This is a genomic window from Pseudomonas pisciculturae (assembly GCF_015461805.1).
GTDB classification, from domain to species: Bacteria; Pseudomonadota; Gammaproteobacteria; order Pseudomonadales; family Pseudomonadaceae; genus Aquipseudomonas; species Aquipseudomonas pisciculturae.
Genome location: NZ_JACVZE010000001.1, coordinates 1107402 through 1124286 on the forward strand (window position 1 = coordinate 1107402; position 16885 = coordinate 1124286).

Genomic DNA, 16885 nt, shown 5'->3' on the forward strand with positions numbered 1-16885 from the left:
ATCAGCACTCCACTGATGTCAGTGCAATAGGATCGATGCGCGTGAAGGGGGCGCGGTGCACCATATAACAACAGGTTGACGTCGCTCGGCATCCGTCGGGCGCAGCACTTTCGGGGAAGTACGATGAAGATGCGACGACTCTTGGGCGCAGCTGCCACTCTGGTAGTTGCGATGAGCTCCACACTGGCCAGCGCCGACAGCAAAACCCTGAGCATCGGCTATGTAGATGGCTGGTCTGACAGCGTGGCCACCACCCACGTGGCGGCAGAGGTGATCAAACAAAAGCTCGGTTATGACGTCAAGCTGCAAGCGGTAGCCACCGGGATCATGTGGCAAGGCGTGGCCACCGGCAAACTCGATGCCATGCTCTCGGCCTGGCTGCCTGTGACTCACGGTGAATACTGGACCAAGAACAAAGACAAGGTGGTCGACTACGGCCCCAACTTCAAGGACGCGAAAATCGGCCTGATCGTGCCGGAGTACGTGAAAGCCAAGTCCATCGAAGACCTCAAGACCGACACCACCTTCAAGAATAAAATCGTCGGCATCGACGCAGGTTCAGGCGTGATGCTCAAGACCGACGAAGCCATCAAGGCTTACGGTCTGGACTACAAGCTGCAAGCCAGTTCGGGCGCGGCGATGATCGCCGAACTGACCCGTGCCGAAGACAAGCAGGAATCCATTGCCGTCACCGGTTGGGTGCCACACTGGATGTTCGCCAAGTGGAAACTGCGATTCCTGGAAGATCCAAAAGGCATTTATGGTGCTGCTGAAACCGTTAACAGCATCGGCAGCAAAGGCCTGGAAAAGAAAGCGCCGGAAGTTGCGGCCTTCCTGAAGAAATTCCAGTGGGCTTCCAAGGATGAGATCGGCGAAGTCATGCTGGCGATCCAAGAGGGCGCCAAGCCTGATGCGGCGGCCAAGGATTGGGTAGCCAAGCACCCTGAGCGTGTAGCTGAGTGGACTGCTAAGTAAGACTGTAGCTGTAACCCATGTGGGAGGGGGCTTGCCCCCGATGAGGGAGTGTCAGTTGAAATATCAATGACTGACACTCCGCCATCGGGGGCAAGCCCCCTCCCACATTGATTTCACCCTCTGTAAATCCTCCTGCATCCCCAAAAACCCTCGCTACACTCGATCTAAGACTAAGGTCGTCTGGAACCTGTCCCGCAGCCGAATACAGTGGATACGTTCCAAAATAATAAAAAAGCTGTGCTGCGAGGATAAAAACAATGAACGACAGCATTTACCTCTCGATTCAAAACAGCCCGCGCTTCAAGGAGCTGGTGAGAAAAAGGGAACGATTCGCCTGGATTCTCTCGGCAATCATGCTAGGGCTTTACTCCGCTTTCATCCTGTTGATCGCCTACGGGCCACAAGTGCTGGGGGCCAAGATCAGCCCCGGTTCCTCGATTACCTGGGGCATTCCCCTGGGCGTCGGATTGATTGTGTCCGCCTTCATCCTGACCGGCATCTATGTGCGTCGGGCCAACGGCGAATTTGACGACCTGAACAATGCGATTCTCAAGGAGGCTGCGCAATGATCGGTCGTCTACTGGCACTACTCGGCGCTTCGTTCTTTGCTCCGGCCCTTTGGGCTGCGGACGCATTGACCGGTGAAGTGCACAAGCAGCCCCTGAACGTATCGGCCATCGTGATGTTTGTCGCGTTTGTCGGTGCCACCCTGTGCATCACCTATTGGGCGTCCAAGCGCAACAAGTCGGCGGCCGACTACTATGCCGCTGGCGGCAAGATCACCGGTTTCCAAAACGGCCTGGCGATTGCGGGCGATTACATGTCGGCGGCGTCCTTTTTGGGGATTTCCGCGCTGGTGTATACCTCCGGTTATGACGGCCTGATCTACTCGATCGGCTTCCTGGTGGGCTGGCCGATCATTCTGTTCCTGATCGCCGAGCGCCTGCGTAACCTGGGCAAGTACACCTTTGCCGACGTGGCGTCCTACCGCCTCGGGCAAACCCAGATCCGCAGCCTGTCGGCCTGTGGTTCCCTGGTGGTGGTGGCGTTCTACCTGATCGCGCAGATGGTAGGCGCAGGCAAGCTGATTCAGCTGCTGTTCGGCCTGGACTACCACGTTGCGGTGATTCTGGTGGGTATCCTGATGTGCCTGTATGTGCTGTTCGGCGGCATGCTGGCGACCACGTGGGTGCAGATCATCAAGGCGGTGCTGCTGCTGTCCGGTGCGTCGTTCATGGCGTTGATGGTAATGAAGCACGTCAACTTCGACTTCAACGCACTGTTCGCCGAGGCGATCAAGGTTCACCCTAAAGGCGAGGCGATCATGAGCCCCGGCGGCTTGGTGAAAGACCCGATTTCGGCATTCTCCCTCGGGCTTGCGCTGATGTTCGGTACCGCTGGCCTGCCACATATCCTGATGCGCTTCTTCACCGTCAGCGATGCTAAAGAAGCGCGCAAAAGCGTGTTCTACGCCACGGGTTTCATCGGTTACTTCTACATTCTGACCTTTATCATCGGCTTCGGCGCGATCCTGCTGGTCAGTACCAACCCGGCGTTCAAAGATGCTGCAGGCGCCTTGCTTGGCGGTAACAACATGGCGGCGGTGCACCTGGCCAACGCGGTGGGCGGCAGTATCTTCCTGGGCTTCATCTCGGCTGTGGCGTTCGCCACCATCCTCGCGGTGGTTGCCGGCTTGACCCTGGCGGGTGCTTCGGCGGTGTCCCATGACCTGTATGCCAGCGTGATCAAGAAAGGCAAAGCCAACGATAAGGATGAGATTCGCGTCTCGAAGATCACCACTATCGCCTTGGGCGTACTGGCTATCGGCCTGGGGATCCTGTTCGAAAGCCAGAACATCGCGTTCATGGTTGGCCTGGCGTTCTCCATTGCGGCCAGTTGTAACTTCCCGGTGTTGCTGCTTTCCATGTACTGGAAAAACCTCACCACCCGTGGCGCCATGATTGGCGGCTGGCTGGGCTTGATCAGTGCCGTGGGCCTGATGGTGCTCGGCCCGACCATTTGGGTGTCGATCCTGCACCATGAGAAAGCTATCTTCCCTTACGAATACCCGGCGCTGTTCTCGATGATCATTGCGTTCGTCGGCATCTGGTTCTTCTCCATCACCGACAAGTCGGCGGCGGCAGAGAAAGAGCGTGCGCTGTACTTCCCGCAGTTTGTGCGTTCGCAGACTGGCTTGGGGGCGAGCGGGGCGGTTAATCACTAAGGTTGTGGTTGGGTAAGAAATGCCCCGGTCGAAAGGCCGGGGTATTTTTTTGCCTGGGGTTATGGGGTGGCTGTCCGGGCCTCATCGCAGGCAAGCCAGCTCCCACATTCGACCGGGTACATCCCTTGGAATGCATTCAAATGTGGGAGCTGGCTTGCCTGCGATGGCGATGGTGCTGGCGAAACAAACAAAAACGGCCTCCGCTAAGGGAGGCCGTTTTCAATTGCAGCTAAGCGTAACGCTTACTTGCGATCTTCCAGCTTGGAGATGTCACGCGACTCGTAGCCGGTGTACAGCTGGCGCGGGCGGCCAATCTTGTACGGGCTGGAGAGCATTTCTTTCCAGTGGGAGATCCAGCCCACGGTCCGCGCCAGGGCGAAGATCACGGTGAACATGCTGGTTGGAATGCCGATCGCCTTGAGGATGATCCCCGAGTAGAAGTCGACGTTCGGGTACAGCGAGCGTTCGATGAAGTACGGATCGGTCAGGGCGATCTCTTCCAGGCGCATGGCCAGTTCGAGTTGCGGATCGTTCTTGATGCCCAGTTCCTTCAACACTTCGTCGCAGGTCTTCTTCATCACGGTGGCGCGCGGGTCGCGGTTCTTGTAGACCCGGTGACCGAAGCCCATCAACTTGAACGGATCGTTCTTGTCCTTGGCCTTGGCGATGAACTTGTCGATGTTGGAGACATCGCCGATTTCATCGAGCATGGTCAATACGGCTTCGTTCGCACCGCCGTGGGCAGGGCCCCACAGTGCAGCGATACCGGCGGCGATACAGGCGAACGGGTTGGCACCCGAAGAGCCGGCCAGACGTACGGTAGAAGTCGAGGCGTTCTGTTCGTGGTCGGCGTGGAGGATGAAGATCTTGTCCATCGCGGCGGCCAGTACCGGGCTGATCGGTTTGATCTCGCACGGGGTGTTGAACATCATGTGCAGGAAGTTTTCCGCGTACGTCAGGTCGTTGCGCGGGTACATCATGGGTTGGCCCATGGAGTACTTGTAAACCATCGCGGCCAGGGTCGGCATCTTGGCAACCAGGCGGATCGCGGAGATTTCGCGATGCTGCGGGTTATTGATGTCGAGGGAGTCGTGATAGAAGGCCGACAGGGCGCCGACTACACCGCACATGACAGCCATCGGGTGGGCGTCGCGACGGAAGCCGTTGAAGAAGGTCTTCAACTGCTCGTGAACCATGGTGTGGTTCTTAACGGTGCTGACGAACTGGGCTTTTTGCTCGGCTGTTGGCAGTTCGCCATTTAGCAGCAGGTAGCAGGTTTCCAGGTAGTCCGACTTTTCAGCCAGTTGCTCGATCGGGTAGCCCCGATGCAGCAGAATGCCATTGTCGCCATCGATATAGGTGATCTTCGACTCGCAAGAGGCGGTCGACATGAAGCCTGGGTCGAAAGTGAAACGGCCCGTGGCCGTCAGGCCCCGTACGTCGATAACATCGGGACCAACGGTGCCGGTTAAAATGGGCAGCTCGACGGGGGCTGCGCCCTCGATGATCAACTGCGCTTTTTTGTCAGCCATGTGGCCTCCTATTTATGCTTCAAATCATCAGACAGACCCCCCACGCAGGGCCCGCACCACTATATTGATATAAATCCAGATGTCAATTTGCCTAAAGTCTTGCGCCAGAAGGCTTTAACCGTACTTTTTCCTCGAAATTGACTGCCATTTACGCCTTTTATCCCGCCAGCGCAATCCGCTATTAGGGTGAGGCGGGCGCGTTGTCATTAGTAACCTAACTGTCTATACTCGGCCACCGACCGCCAAGGGCTTTTGGGCTTGCTTTCATTGGGGGTCGCACTCCCTGGGTGGTGCTACCTGACCAGTGCACTCCCCTACAACTTTGCCCTGATTGTTAGGGGCTCTTCAGTGTGAAAAAAAAGCCGTGAAGAATAGCCAACGACCTGTAAACCTAGACCTAAGGACCATCAAACTCCCCATCACCGGCGTTACGTCGTTCCTGCACCGTGTTTCCGGCATCATCCTGTTCCTGGGCCTGGGCATCATGCTTTATGCATTGAGCAAATCCCTGGGTTCCGAGGAAGGTTACGCCGAGGTGAAGGCATGCTTGACCAGCCCGCTGGCCAAGTTCGTAGCATGGGGCCTCCTGTCCGCTCTGCTGTATCACCTGGTAGCCGGTGTGCGCCACTTGATCATGGATGCGGGTATCGGTGAGACGCTGGAAGGCGGCCGCCTGGGCTCGAAAATCATCATCGCCATTTCCGTGGTGTTGATCGTTCTGGCAGGAGTTTGGATATGGTAACCAGCGTTACGAACCTTTCGCGTTCGGGCCTCTATGACTGGATGGCACAACGTGTGTCTGCGGTCGTTCTCGCGGCTTATTTCATTTTCCTGATCGGATACCTCGTCGCAAACCCAGGCATTGGCTATGAGCAATGGCACGGCCTGTTTGCCCACAATGCGATGCGAATCTTCAGTCTGCTGGCCCTTGTAGCCCTGGGCGCACACGCCTGGGTTGGCATGTGGACCATCGCGACCGACTACCTGACGCCGATGGCGCTGGGCAAGTCCGCGACAGCAGTACGTTTTCTCTTCCAGGCAGTCTGCGGCGTCGCGATGTTCGCTTACTTCGTCTGGGGTGTGCAGATTCTTTGGGGTATCTGATTCATGGCTAACATTCCAACTATTTCATTCGACGCCATCATTATTGGTGGCGGCGGTGCTGGCATGCGCGCTGCACTGCAGCTGGCCCAGGGCGGTCACAAGACTGCCGTGATCACCAAGGTGTTCCCGACGCGTTCCCACACCGTATCGGCCCAGGGTGGCATCACCTGCGCCATCGCTTCCGCCGACCCGAACGATGACTGGCGCTGGCACATGTACGATACCGTCAAGGGTTCCGACTACATCGGTGACCAGGACGCTATCGAATACATGTGTCAGGAAGGCCCGGCCGCGGTGTTCGAACTGGACCACATGGGTCTGCCGTTCTCCCGTACCGAACAAGGCCGTATCTACCAGCGTCCATTCGGCGGTCAGTCGAAGGATTACGGTAAAGGCGGGCAGGCTGCCCGTACCTGCGCCGCGTCCGACCGTACTGGTCACGCGCTGCTGCACACCCTTTATCAGGGCAACCTGAAAGCCGGTACCACGTTCCTGAACGAGTACTACGCTGTCGACCTGGTGAAGAACTCCCAAGGCGAGTTCGTCGGTGTGATCGCCATCTGCATCGAAACCGGTGAAACCACCTACATCCGTGCCAAGGCCACCGTGCTGGCGACCGGCGGTGCAGGCCGTATCTACGCTTCGACCACCAACGCCCTGATCAACACCGGTGACGGCGTAGGCATGGCGCTGCGTGCTGGCGTGCCGGTACAAGACATTGAAATGTGGCAGTTCCACCCGACCGGCATCGCCGGCGCTGGTGTACTGGTTACCGAAGGTTGCCGTGGTGAAGGTGGATACCTGATCAACAAGCATGGCGAGCGTTTCATGGAGCGTTATGCTCCGAACGCGAAAGACCTGGCTGGCCGTGACGTTGTTGCTCGTTCGATGGTTAAAGAAATCATCGCCGGTAACGGCTGTGGCCCGAACGGCGACCACGTGATGCTCAAGCTCGATCACCTGGGCGAGGAAGTGCTGCACAGCCGCCTGCCAGGTATCTGTGAGCTGTCCAAGACCTTTGCTCACGTTGACCCGGTACTGGCGCCAGTACCAGTGGTTCCGACTTGCCACTATATGATGGGCGGCGTGCCGACCAACATTCATGGCCAGGCGATCACCCAGAACGCCGAAGGCGTGGACGAGATCATCCACGGTCTGTTCGCTGTAGGCGAAGTGGCTTGCGTATCGGTACACGGTGCCAACCGTCTGGGCGGCAACTCGCTGCTCGACCTGGTGGTATTCGGCCGTGCTGCTGGCCTGCACCTGGAAAAAGCGCTGACTGACGGCATCGAATACGATGACGCCACCGACGCCAACATCGAAGCTGCCCTGGCGCGTCTGAATGCTCTGAACGAGCGTACCGATGGCGAAGACGTGGCAACCCTGCGTCGCGAGCTGCAAAGCTGCATGCAGAACTACTTCGGTGTGTTCCGTACCGGCGAATACATGCAGAAGGGCATTGCCCAGTTGGCCGACCTGCGCACGCGCATCGCCAACGTCAAGATCAACGATAAGAGCCAGGCGTTCAACACCGCTCGTATCGAAGCCCTTGAGCTGCAAAACCTGCTGGAAGTGGCCGAAGCGACCGCAATCGCTGCCGAGGTTCGTAAAGAATCCCGTGGTGCCCACGCCCGTGAAGACTTTGAAGACCGCGACGACGAAAACTGGTTGTGCCACACCCTGTACTTCCCGGGTGACAAGCGCGTAACCAAGCGTGCCGTGAACTTCTCGCCGAAGACGGTTCCGACGTTTGAACCGAAGATTCGGACTTACTAAGGGTGGCTGCCATGTTGAAAGTCAGTGTTTATCGCTACAACCCTGATCAGGACGCTGCGCCGTTCATGCAGGAGTTCCAGGTCGATACCGGTGGTAAAGACCTGATGGTGCTGGATGTATTGGCACTGATCAAAGAGCAGGACGAAGGCTTCTCGTATCGTCGCTCTTGCCGTGAAGGTGTGTGCGGTTCCGACGGCATGAACATCAACGGTAAAAACGGCCTGGCGTGCATCACGCCGCTGTCTGCCGTGGTTAAAGGCAACAAGCTGATCGTTCGTCCTCTGCCAGGTTTGCCGGTTATCCGTGACCTGGTCGTCGATATGAGCATCTTCTACAAGCAATACGAGAAAGTTAAGCCGTTCCTGCAGAACGACACGCCGGCTCCGGCCATCGAGCGTCTGCAGTCCCCGGAAGAGCGTGAGAAGCTTGACGGTCTGTACGAGTGCATCCTGTGCGCTTGCTGCTCGACCTCTTGCCCGTCCTTCTGGTGGAACCCGGACAAGTTCCTGGGCCCAGCTGCCCTGCTGCAAGCGTACCGCTTCCTGGCAGACAGCCGTGACACCAAGACATCCGAGCGTCTGGCTTCGCTGGATGACCCGTTCAGCGTATTCCGCTGCCGCGGGATCATGAACTGCGTCAACGTATGTCCCAAAGGCCTGAACCCGACTAAGGCCATTGGTCACATCCGTAACATGCTGCTGCAAAGCGGCGTGTAACGACGTTGTAGTAAAAGCAGGACCGTTGTGCCCGTAAATGCTACGGCGCAGGCTTCAACCGGCGCCGTAGTTTTAACTTGAGCAGCGACTTACAAAGCCGCAGCTCTTATTTTGAAGAAATGAGACAAGCAGGGGCATTCGGGTTGGTACCCGAACTATCAGCGTGATCCTAAGTGGCTTGTTTTGGTCGCTGCACTTGGCCTTTTGCAAGCAAACTCGGTGTTTTCGCCGGTGGTGTCCCCAAATCGAGGGTGACCAAGCATGCAAGAAAGCGTGATGCAGCGCATGTGGAACAGCGGCTATCTTTCAGGTGGTAACGCTGCCTATGTGGAAGAGCTTTATGAGCTCTACCTGCACGACCCTAACGCTGTGCCAGAAGAATGGCGCACCAAATTTCAGACGTTGTCTTCAGACGGCAACGCTGCCACCGATGTATCGCATGCAACAATTCGCGATCAGTTCGTGCTGCTGGCAAAGAACCAGCGCCGCGCCCAACCGGTTTCCGCCGGCAGCGTGAGCAGTGAGCATGAGAAGAAGCAAGTTGAAGTACTGCGACTGATCCAGGCCTATCGGATGCGCGGCCACCAGGCGGCCCAGCTTGACCCGCTGGGGCTCTGGAAGCGTCCTGCACCTGCTGACCTGTCGATCAATCATTACGGCTTGACCAATGCCGATCTTGATACGACCTTCCGTGCCGGCGACCTGTTCATCGGCAAAGAGGAAGCGAGCCTACGCGAAATTCACGAAGCGTTGCAGCAGACATATTGCCGCACCATTGGCGCTGAGTTCACGCACATCACCGATTCCGAGCAACGCCACTGGTTCCAGCATCGCCTGGAAGGTGTGCGTGGCCGTCCGGTTTTGTCCGCCGACGTACGCAGCCACCTGCTTGAGCGCGTAACCGCTGCCGAAGGCCTGGAAAAATACCTGGGTACCAAATACCCGGGCACCAAGCGTTTCGGCCTCGAAGGCGGCGAAAGCCTGATCCCGATGCTCGACGAGCTGATCCAGCGTTCCGGTTCGTACGGCACCAAGGAAATCGTGATCGGCATGGCTCACCGTGGTCGCCTGAACGTGTTGGTCAACACCTTCGGCAAGAACCCGCGTGAACTGTTCGACGAGTTCGAAGGCAAGAAGAAGGTCGAGCTGGGTTCCGGTGACGTTAAATACCACCAGGGCTTCTCGTCCAACGTCATGACGACCGGCGGTGAAGTTCACCTGGCCATGGCCTTCAACCCATCCCACCTGGAAATCGTTTCTCCAGTGGTCGAGGGTTCGGTCCGTGCTCGCCAGGATCGTCGTAACGACACCACCGGTGAAAAGGTTCTGCCGATTTCCCTCCACGGTGACGCGGCATTCGCCGGTCAAGGCGTGGTGCTGGAAACGTTCCAGATGTCGCAGACTCGCGGCTTCAAGACCGGCGGCACCGTTCACATCGTCATCAACAACCAGGTTGGCTTCACCATAAGCAACCCACTGGACGCGCGCTCCACCGAGTACGCCACCGACGTTGCCAAGATGATCCAGGCGCCGATCCTCCATGTGAATGGTGATGATCCGGAAGCCGTACTGTTTGTGACCCAACTGGCTGTCGACTACCGCATGCAGTTCAAGCGTGACGTGGTGATCGACCTGGTTTGCTACCGCCGTCGCGGTCACAACGAAGCCGACGAACCAAGCGGCACCCAGCCGTTGATGTACCAGCAGATCACCAAGCAGCGCACCACCCGTGAGCTGTACGCCGAGAGCCTGATCAAGGCCGGTGTGATTGACGAAGCACGTGTTCAGGCGAAGATCGATGAATACCGCAACGCGCTGGACAACGGCCTGCACGTAGTGAAAAGCCTGGTCAAAGAGCCGAACAAAGAGCTGTTCGTGGACTGGCGTCCGTACCTGGGTCACACCTGGACTGCGCGTCACGACACCTCGTTCGACCTGAAAACCTTGCAGGAACTGTCTGCCAAGCTGCTGGAAATTCCAGACGGCTTCGTGGTTCAGCGCCAGGTTGCGAAGATCTACGAAGACCGTCAAAAAATGCAAGCCGGCGGCCTGCCGATCAACTGGGGTTACGCCGAAACCATGGCGTACGCGACCCTGGCGTTCGAAGGTCACCCGATCCGCATGACCGGCCAGGACATCGGCCGTGGTACGTTCTCGCACCGTCACGCGGTATTGCACAACCAGAAAGACGCGGGCACCTACATCCCGTTGCAGAACCTGTACGAAGGCCAGCCACGTTTCGACCTGTACGACTCGTTCCTGTCCGAAGAAGCCGTACTGGCGTTCGAATATGGCTACTCCACCACCACGCCTAACGCGCTGGTGATCTGGGAAGCCCAGTTCGGCGACTTCGCCAACGGTGCCCAGGTGGTTATCGACCAGTTCATCACCAGCGGCGAGCACAAGTGGGGCCGTCTGTGCGGTCTGACCATGCTGCTGCCACACGGTTATGAAGGTCAGGGTCCGGAGCACTCTTCGGCCCGTCTGGAGCGTTACCTGCAACTGTGCGCCGAGCACAACATCCAGGTGTGCGTGCCGACTACCCCGGCCCAGATCTACCACTTGCTGCGTCGTCAGGTGATCCGCCCGCTGCGCAAGCCGCTGGTAGTGCTGACCCCGAAATCGCTGTTGCGTCATAAATTGGCCATCTCGACACTGGAAGATCTGGCGGACGGTTCGTTCCAGACCGTGATTCCAGAAATCGACACGCTGGACGCGGCCAAAGTGACTCGCCTCGTGCTGTGCAGCGGCAAGGTCTACTACGACTTGCTGGAAAAACGTCGTGCCGAAGGCCGTGAAGACATCGCCATCGTGCGTATCGAGCAGCTTTACCCGTTCCCGGAAGACGACCTGATGGAAGCCATCGCGGCTTACACCAACCTCACCAATGTGGTGTGGTGCCAGGAAGAGCCGATGAACCAGGGCGCGTGGTACAGCAGCCAGCATCACCTGCGTCGCAGCATGGGTAACCACAACAAGGCGCTGAACCTGGAGTACGCCGGTCGCGATGCTTCGGCCGCACCTGCCTGTGGTTATGCGTCGATGCACGCCGAGCAGCAGGAAAAACTGCTGCAAGATGCTTTCACTGTTTAACGCCTTCGCGCTGACTGAAACCGAATTTTAAGGACACACAGATAATGGCTATCGAAATCAAAGCCCCGTCATTCCCGGAATCGGTTGCCGATGGCACCGTTGCCACCTGGCACAAGAAACCAGGCGACGCTGTAAAGCGTGACGACCTGATCGTCGACATCGAGACCGACAAAGTCGTTCTGGAAGTGTTGGCTGAAGCTGACGGCGTGCTGGGCGCAATCGTTGCCGAAGAAGGCGCTACCGTTCTGTCGAACCAGGTACTGGGCTCGATCGAAGCGGGCAGCGCTGCTGCCGCTGCTCCTGCCGCCGCTGCACCGGCTGCTTCGGCTCCTGCTGCCGCCCCGGCTGCTGGCGCTGAAGACCCAATCGCCGCACCAGCTGCACGTCAGCTGGCCGAAGAAAACGGCATCAACCTGGCTTCCATCAAAGGCACTGGCAAAGACGGCCGCGTGACCAAGGAAGACGTGGTTGCTGCTGTTGAAGCCAAGAAAAACGCTCCAGCTGCTGCACCTGCCAAGGCTGCTGCCCCGGCTGCTGCTGCGCCTGTGTTCGCTGCTGGTGACCGCACCGAGAAGCGCGTACCGATGACCCGCGTACGTGCCACCGTGGCCAAGCGTCTGGTTGAAGCTCAGTCGAACATGGCGATGCTGACCACTTTCAACGAAGTCGACATGACCGAAGTCATGGCCCTGCGTTCGAAGTACAAGGACCTGTTCGAGAAGAGCCACAACGGCGTGCGCCTGGGCTTCATGTCGTTCTTCGTGAAAGCGGCCACCGAAGCGCTGAAACGCTTCCCGGCAGTCAACGCTTCCATCGACGGCGGCGACATCGTTTACCATGGCTACGCAGACGTCGGCGTTGCCGTGTCCAGCGACCGTGGCCTGGTGGTACCTGTTCTGCGTAACGCCGAACTGATGAGCCTGGCTGAAATCGAAGGCGGCATCGCCGGCTTCGGCAAGAAAGCCCGTGACGGCAAGCTGACCATCGACGAGATGACCGGCGGTACCTTCACTATCACCAACGGTGGTACCTTCGGTTCGATGATGTCGACGCCGATCGTCAACCCGCCGCAAGCTGCGATCCTGGGCATGCACAACATCATCCAGCGTCCGATGGCCATCAACGGTCAAGTCGTGATCCGCCCAATGATGTACCTGGCACTGTCTTACGATCACCGCCTGATCGATGGTAAAGAAGCCGTGACTTTCCTGGTGACCATCAAGAACCTGCTGGAAGACCCGGCTCGTCTGCTGCTGGACATCTAAAAGACGCAGCAACACGTTGCGAGCTACAGGCTGTAGGAAAAAGCAGCCTGGTTTGCAACGTGTCGCTTGAAGCTTGTCGCTGAATAGAGGAACTATTTTCATGTCGCAGAAATTTGACGTTGTAGTGATTGGTGCAGGTCCTGGCGGCTACGTTGCCGCCATCAAGGCTGCACAACTGGGCCTCTCGACTGCTTGCATCGAAAAATACACCGACAAGGAAGGCAAACTGGCGCTGGGCGGTACTTGCCTGAACGTTGGTTGCATTCCTTCCAAGGCGCTGCTGGACAGCTCCTGGAAATTCCACGAAGCCCAAGACGGCTTCGCGATCCACGGCATCAACCATGCTGGCGTGACCATGGACGTGCCAGCAATGGTCGGCCGTAAAGCCAACATCGTTAAAGGCCTGACTTCCGGCGTTGCCACCTTGTTCAAGGCCAACGGCGTCACTTCCCTGCAAGGCCACGGCAAACTGCTGGCCGGCAAGAAAGTCGAAATCACCAAGCCAGACGGCTCGGTTGAAGTCATCGAAGCTGAAAACGTGATCCTGGCTCCAGGTTCGCGCCCAATCGACATTCCGCCTGCTCCAGTTGACCAGAACGTGATCGTCGATTCGACCGGCGCCCTGGAATTCCAATCGGTTCCAAAACGTCTGGGCGTGATCGGCGCTGGCGTGATCGGCCTGGAACTGGGTTCGGTATGGTCCCGCCTGGGTTCGGAAGTGACCGTTCTGGAAGCCCTGGACACGTTCCTGCTGGCTGCCGACACCGCAGTGTCCAAAGAAGCGCTGAAAACCCTGACCAAACAAGGTCTGGACATCAAGTTGGGCGCTCGCGTGACCGGCTCGAAAGTCAACGGCGAAGAAGTTGTCGTTAACTACACCGACAAGGATGGCGAAAAAACCATCACTTTCGACAAGCTGATCGTAGCCGTTGGTCGCCGCCCAGTGACCACCGACCTGCTGGCTTCCGACAGCGGCGTGAGTATCGACGAGCGTGGTTTCATCCACGTTGACGATCACTGCGCAACCTCCGTACCTGGCGTATACGCCATTGGTGACGTGGTTCGCGGCATGATGCTGGCGCACAAGGCTTCCGAAGAAGGCATCATGGTTGTCGAGCGCATCAAGGGTCACAAAACCCAGATGAACTACGACCTGATCCCATCGGTTATCTACACCCACCCGGAAATTGCATGGGTCGGCAAGAACGAACAGCAGTTGAAAGCTGAAGGCGTTGAAGTTAACGTCGGCACCTTCCCGTTTGCCGCTTCTGGCCGTGCCATGGCAGCGAACGACACCGGTGGTTTTGTCAAAGTCATCGCTGATGCCAAGACTGACCGCGTATTGGGCGTGCACGTAATTGGCCCGAGCGCTGCAGAACTGGTTCAGCAAGGCGCAATCGGTATGGAATTCGGCACCAGTGCCGAAGACCTGGGCATGATGGTCTTCTCCCATCCAACCCTGTCCGAAGCGTTGCACGAAGCTGCGTTGGCAGTGAATGGCGGCGCCATCCACATCGCCAACCGCAAGAAGCGCTAAGCGAGATAATAAGAAACCACGGCGGAGTTGCCCGTCGTGAGCCTTGCGAGCAAGACTCACCGCGGAATATCCGCTGGACGCAGCCTTGCGCAGCTTTACGGGCCTTGAGCCCCGCAAGTTGCGCAAGCAGCAGTCACAGGTGGCGCGGCACTCATAATGAGCGCAGCGCCGAATGCGCAGTACCTAACGAAGACGGTAAAAAGCATGAATCTTCACGAGTATCAGGGTAAGCAGCTGTTCGCTGAATACGGCCTGCCAGTATCCAAGGGCTACGCAGTAGACACCCCGGAAGCAGCAGCAGAAGCTTGCGACAAAATCGGTGGTACCGAGTGGGTTGTCAAAGCCCAGGTCCACGCTGGTGGTCGCGGTAAAGCGGGCGGCGTTAAGCTGGTTCGCAGCAAAGAAGACGCCAAGGCCTTCGCACAGCAGTGGCTGGGCAAGCGTCTGGTGACTTACCAGACTGATGCCAATGGCCAGCCAGTCACCAAGATCCTGGTTGAATCGTGCACTGATATCGCTAAAGAGCTGTACCTGGGCGCTGTCGTTGACCGTTCGAGCCGTCGCATCGTGTTCATGGCCTCCACCGAAGGTGGCGTGGACATTGAGAAGATCGCTCACGAAACCCCAGAAAAAATTCTGAAAGCTACTATCGACCCACTGGTTGGCGCTCAGCCATTCCAGGGTCGCGAGCTGGCTTTCCAGCTGGGCCTGGAAGGCAAGCAAGTTGCCCAGTTCGCCAAGATCTTCGTAGGTCTGGCCAAACTGTTCCAGGATCACGATCTGGCTCTGCTGGAAGTGAACCCGCTGGTGATCAAGGCTGATGGCGATCTGCACTGCCTGGACGCCAAGATCAACATCGACGCCAACGCCATGTACCGTCAGCCTAAGCTGAAGACTTTCCACGATCCGTCCCAAGACGATCCGCGCGAAGCGCACGCTGCCAAGTTCGAACTGAACTACGTAGCCCTGGAAGGTAACATCGGTTGCATGGTCAACGGTGCTGGCCTGGCCATGGGTACCATGGACATCGTCAACCTGCATGGCGGCAAACCAGCCAACTTCCTCGACGTGGGCGGTGGTGCTACCAAAGAACGCGTAACCGAAGCGTTCAAGATCATCCTGTCCGACTCCAACGTCGCTGCAGTACTGGTCAACATCTTCGGCGGCATCGTTCGTTGCGACATGATTGCCGAAGGCATCATCGGTGCAGTGAAAGAAGTTGGCGTTAAAATCCCGGTTGTTGTTCGCCTTGAAGGTAACAACGCTGAACTGGGCGCTAAAGTACTGGCAGAAAGCGGTTTGAACATCATCGCGGCTACCAGCCTGACCGACGCTGCTCAACAAGTTGTCAAAGCTGCGGAGGGCAAATAATGAGCGTCCTGATCAATAAAGACACCAAAGTTATCTGCCAGGGTATTACCGGTTCGCAAGGTAGTTTCCACACCCAGCAAGCCATCGAATACGGCACCAAGATGGTTGGCGGCGTAACTCCGGGCAAAGGCGGCACCGAGCACCTGGGCCTGCCAGTGTTCAACACCGTGAAAGATGCTGTGGCTCAAACTGGCGCTACTGCCAGCGTGATCTACGTACCGGCTCCTTTCTGCAAAGACTCGATCCTGGAAGCAGCTTTCGGCGGCATCAAGCTGATCGTTTGCATCACCGAAGGCATTCCTACCCTGGACATGCTGGACGCTAAAGTTAAGTGCGACGAGCTGGGTGTTACCCTGATCGGCCCTAACTGCCCAGGCGTGATCACCCCAGGCGAATGCAAGATCGGCATCATGCCAGGTCACATTCACTTGCCAGGTAAAGTCGGTATCGTTTCCCGTTCCGGCACCCTGACCTACGAAGCTGTCAAGCAGACTACTGACGCCGGTTTCGGTCAGTCGACTTGCGTCGGCATCGGCGGTGACCCGATCCCTGGCTCGAACTTCATCGACATCCTGAAACTGTTCCAGGAAGACCCGAAGACCGAAGCGATCGTGATGATCGGTGAGATCGGCGGTTCGGCTGAAGAAGAAGCGGCTGCCTACATCAAGGCACACGTGACCAAGCCGGTTGTTTCCTACATCGCTGGTGTGACTGCCCCTGCTGGCAAGCGCATGGGCCATGCTGGCGCAATCATCTCTGGCGGCAAAGGCACTGCAGACGAGAAGTTTGCTGCCCTGGAAGACGCAGGCGTTAAAACCGTGCGTTCGCTGGCAGACATCGGCAAGGCTTTGTCCGAGCTGACCGGTTGGGCTGTCAAGTAAGCCTCGCGCTTAGCTGACGCTTTACCAAGCAAAGGCCACCTTCGGGTGGCCTTTGTGCATTTCGGATTTGCCCATTTGTCGGGGGCTTACTCGGTCGAATGTGGGAGCTGGCTTGCCTGCGATAGCGGTGTATCAGGACCCGATGAGCTGGTTGATGAACCGCTATCGCAGGCAAGCCAGCTCCCACAGGGGAATCTATTGCCAAGTTAAGTATGAAAACGCGACATTTGAATGTCGCTTATCGGACAGTTCGCCCCGCAACAGTGCGTTTGTCAGCCGATTTCTGTACCCTAGCCGCCTCTTTATGCGTGTGCCTCCCAAAAGGAAGCCCCGCGCTAGACCGGTCGGCCCCCATCAGGGCTGGCAGTATTTCCCTCATCCACAGGGAACCCCTCTCTAAATTCCGATTCA

13 protein-coding genes are annotated in these 16885 nt (G+C 57.7%); 12 read left to right on the forward strand and 1 reads right to left on the reverse strand.

Features of this window, described 5'->3' with window-relative positions; translation table 11 throughout:
* The first annotated feature begins 123 nt into the window (after nucleotides 1-123).
* The 3 genes from ICY20_RS05070 to ICY20_RS05080 all read left to right on the forward strand — a co-directional run bounded on the left by ICY20_RS05070 (nucleotide 124) and on the right by ICY20_RS05080 (nucleotide 3199).
* A complete protein-coding gene (locus tag ICY20_RS05070; RefSeq protein WP_159958267.1) occupies nucleotides 124-975 on the forward strand; it encodes a glycine betaine ABC transporter substrate-binding protein in 852 nt (283 codons plus the stop codon).
* Nucleotides 976-1232: 257 nt separating this feature from the next.
* Nucleotides 1233-1544, forward strand: coding sequence for a DUF485 domain-containing protein (locus tag ICY20_RS05075; RefSeq protein WP_003190001.1), 312 nt, complete (start codon nucleotides 1233-1235; stop codon nucleotides 1542-1544).
* The gene (locus ICY20_RS05080; protein ID WP_159958269.1) at nucleotides 1541-3199 is read left to right on the forward strand and encodes a cation acetate symporter; all 1659 of its coding nucleotides are present in this window, start codon (nucleotides 1541-1543) and stop codon (nucleotides 3197-3199) included. Before ICY20_RS05075 ends, ICY20_RS05080 begins: the two co-directional genes overlap by 4 nt.
* A 242-nt stretch (nucleotides 3200-3441) precedes the next feature.
* Here ICY20_RS05080 and gltA read toward each other — a convergent pair whose 3' ends face one another.
* Nucleotides 3442-4731 (reverse strand): citrate synthase, encoded by a 1290-nt coding sequence (gltA, locus tag ICY20_RS05085; RefSeq protein WP_099586745.1) that lies wholly within the window; start codon nucleotides 4729-4731, stop codon nucleotides 3442-3444.
* A 331-nt stretch (nucleotides 4732-5062) separates the two neighbouring features.
* On the opposite strand from gltA, the gene sdhC reads away from it, so the two are divergent.
* The 9 genes from sdhC to sucD all read left to right on the forward strand — a co-directional run bounded on the left by sdhC (nucleotide 5063) and on the right by sucD (nucleotide 16474).
* A complete protein-coding gene (sdhC, locus tag ICY20_RS05090) occupies nucleotides 5063-5473 on the forward strand; it encodes a succinate dehydrogenase, cytochrome b556 subunit (protein ID WP_177429371.1) in 411 nt (136 codons plus the stop codon).
* Nucleotides 5467-5835 (forward strand): succinate dehydrogenase, hydrophobic membrane anchor protein, encoded by a 369-nt coding sequence (gene sdhD, locus ICY20_RS05095; RefSeq protein ID WP_071486444.1) that lies wholly within the window; start codon nucleotides 5467-5469, stop codon nucleotides 5833-5835. The genes sdhC and sdhD overlap by 7 nt, the downstream gene beginning before the upstream one ends.
* A 3-nt stretch (nucleotides 5836-5838) precedes the next feature.
* The gene (sdhA, locus tag ICY20_RS05100; RefSeq protein ID WP_159958271.1) at nucleotides 5839-7611 is read left to right on the forward strand and encodes a succinate dehydrogenase flavoprotein subunit; all 1773 of its coding nucleotides are present in this window, start codon (nucleotides 5839-5841) and stop codon (nucleotides 7609-7611) included.
* Between the two features lie 11 nt (nucleotides 7612-7622).
* Complete coding sequence (locus tag ICY20_RS05105) at nucleotides 7623-8327, forward strand: succinate dehydrogenase iron-sulfur subunit (protein WP_003172807.1); 705 nt, start codon at nucleotides 7623-7625, stop codon at nucleotides 8325-8327.
* Nucleotides 8328-8588: 261 nt separating this feature from the next.
* Nucleotides 8589-11420, forward strand: coding sequence for a 2-oxoglutarate dehydrogenase E1 component (locus ICY20_RS05110; RefSeq protein WP_159958273.1), 2832 nt, complete (start codon nucleotides 8589-8591; stop codon nucleotides 11418-11420).
* Between the two features lie 44 nt (nucleotides 11421-11464).
* Nucleotides 11465-12685: a 2-oxoglutarate dehydrogenase complex dihydrolipoyllysine-residue succinyltransferase gene (gene odhB, locus ICY20_RS05115; RefSeq protein ID WP_122489237.1), complete on the forward strand. Its 1221-nt coding sequence runs from the start codon at nucleotides 11465-11467 to the stop codon at nucleotides 12683-12685.
* 100 nt (nucleotides 12686-12785) lie between these two features.
* Nucleotides 12786-14222, forward strand: a complete 1437-nt coding sequence (gene lpdA / locus ICY20_RS05120; protein ID WP_159958275.1) for a dihydrolipoyl dehydrogenase — start codon at nucleotides 12786-12788, stop codon at nucleotides 14220-14222.
* Nucleotides 14223-14426: 204 nt separating this feature from the next.
* Nucleotides 14427-15593: an ADP-forming succinate--CoA ligase subunit beta gene (sucC, locus tag ICY20_RS05125; RefSeq protein WP_003233235.1), complete on the forward strand. Its 1167-nt coding sequence runs from the start codon at nucleotides 14427-14429 to the stop codon at nucleotides 15591-15593.
* Nucleotides 15593-16474, forward strand: a complete 882-nt coding sequence (sucD, locus tag ICY20_RS05130; protein WP_032859181.1) for a succinate--CoA ligase subunit alpha — start codon at nucleotides 15593-15595, stop codon at nucleotides 16472-16474. Before sucC ends, sucD begins: the two co-directional genes overlap by 1 nt.
* Nucleotides 16475-16885: the final 411 nt, after the last annotated feature.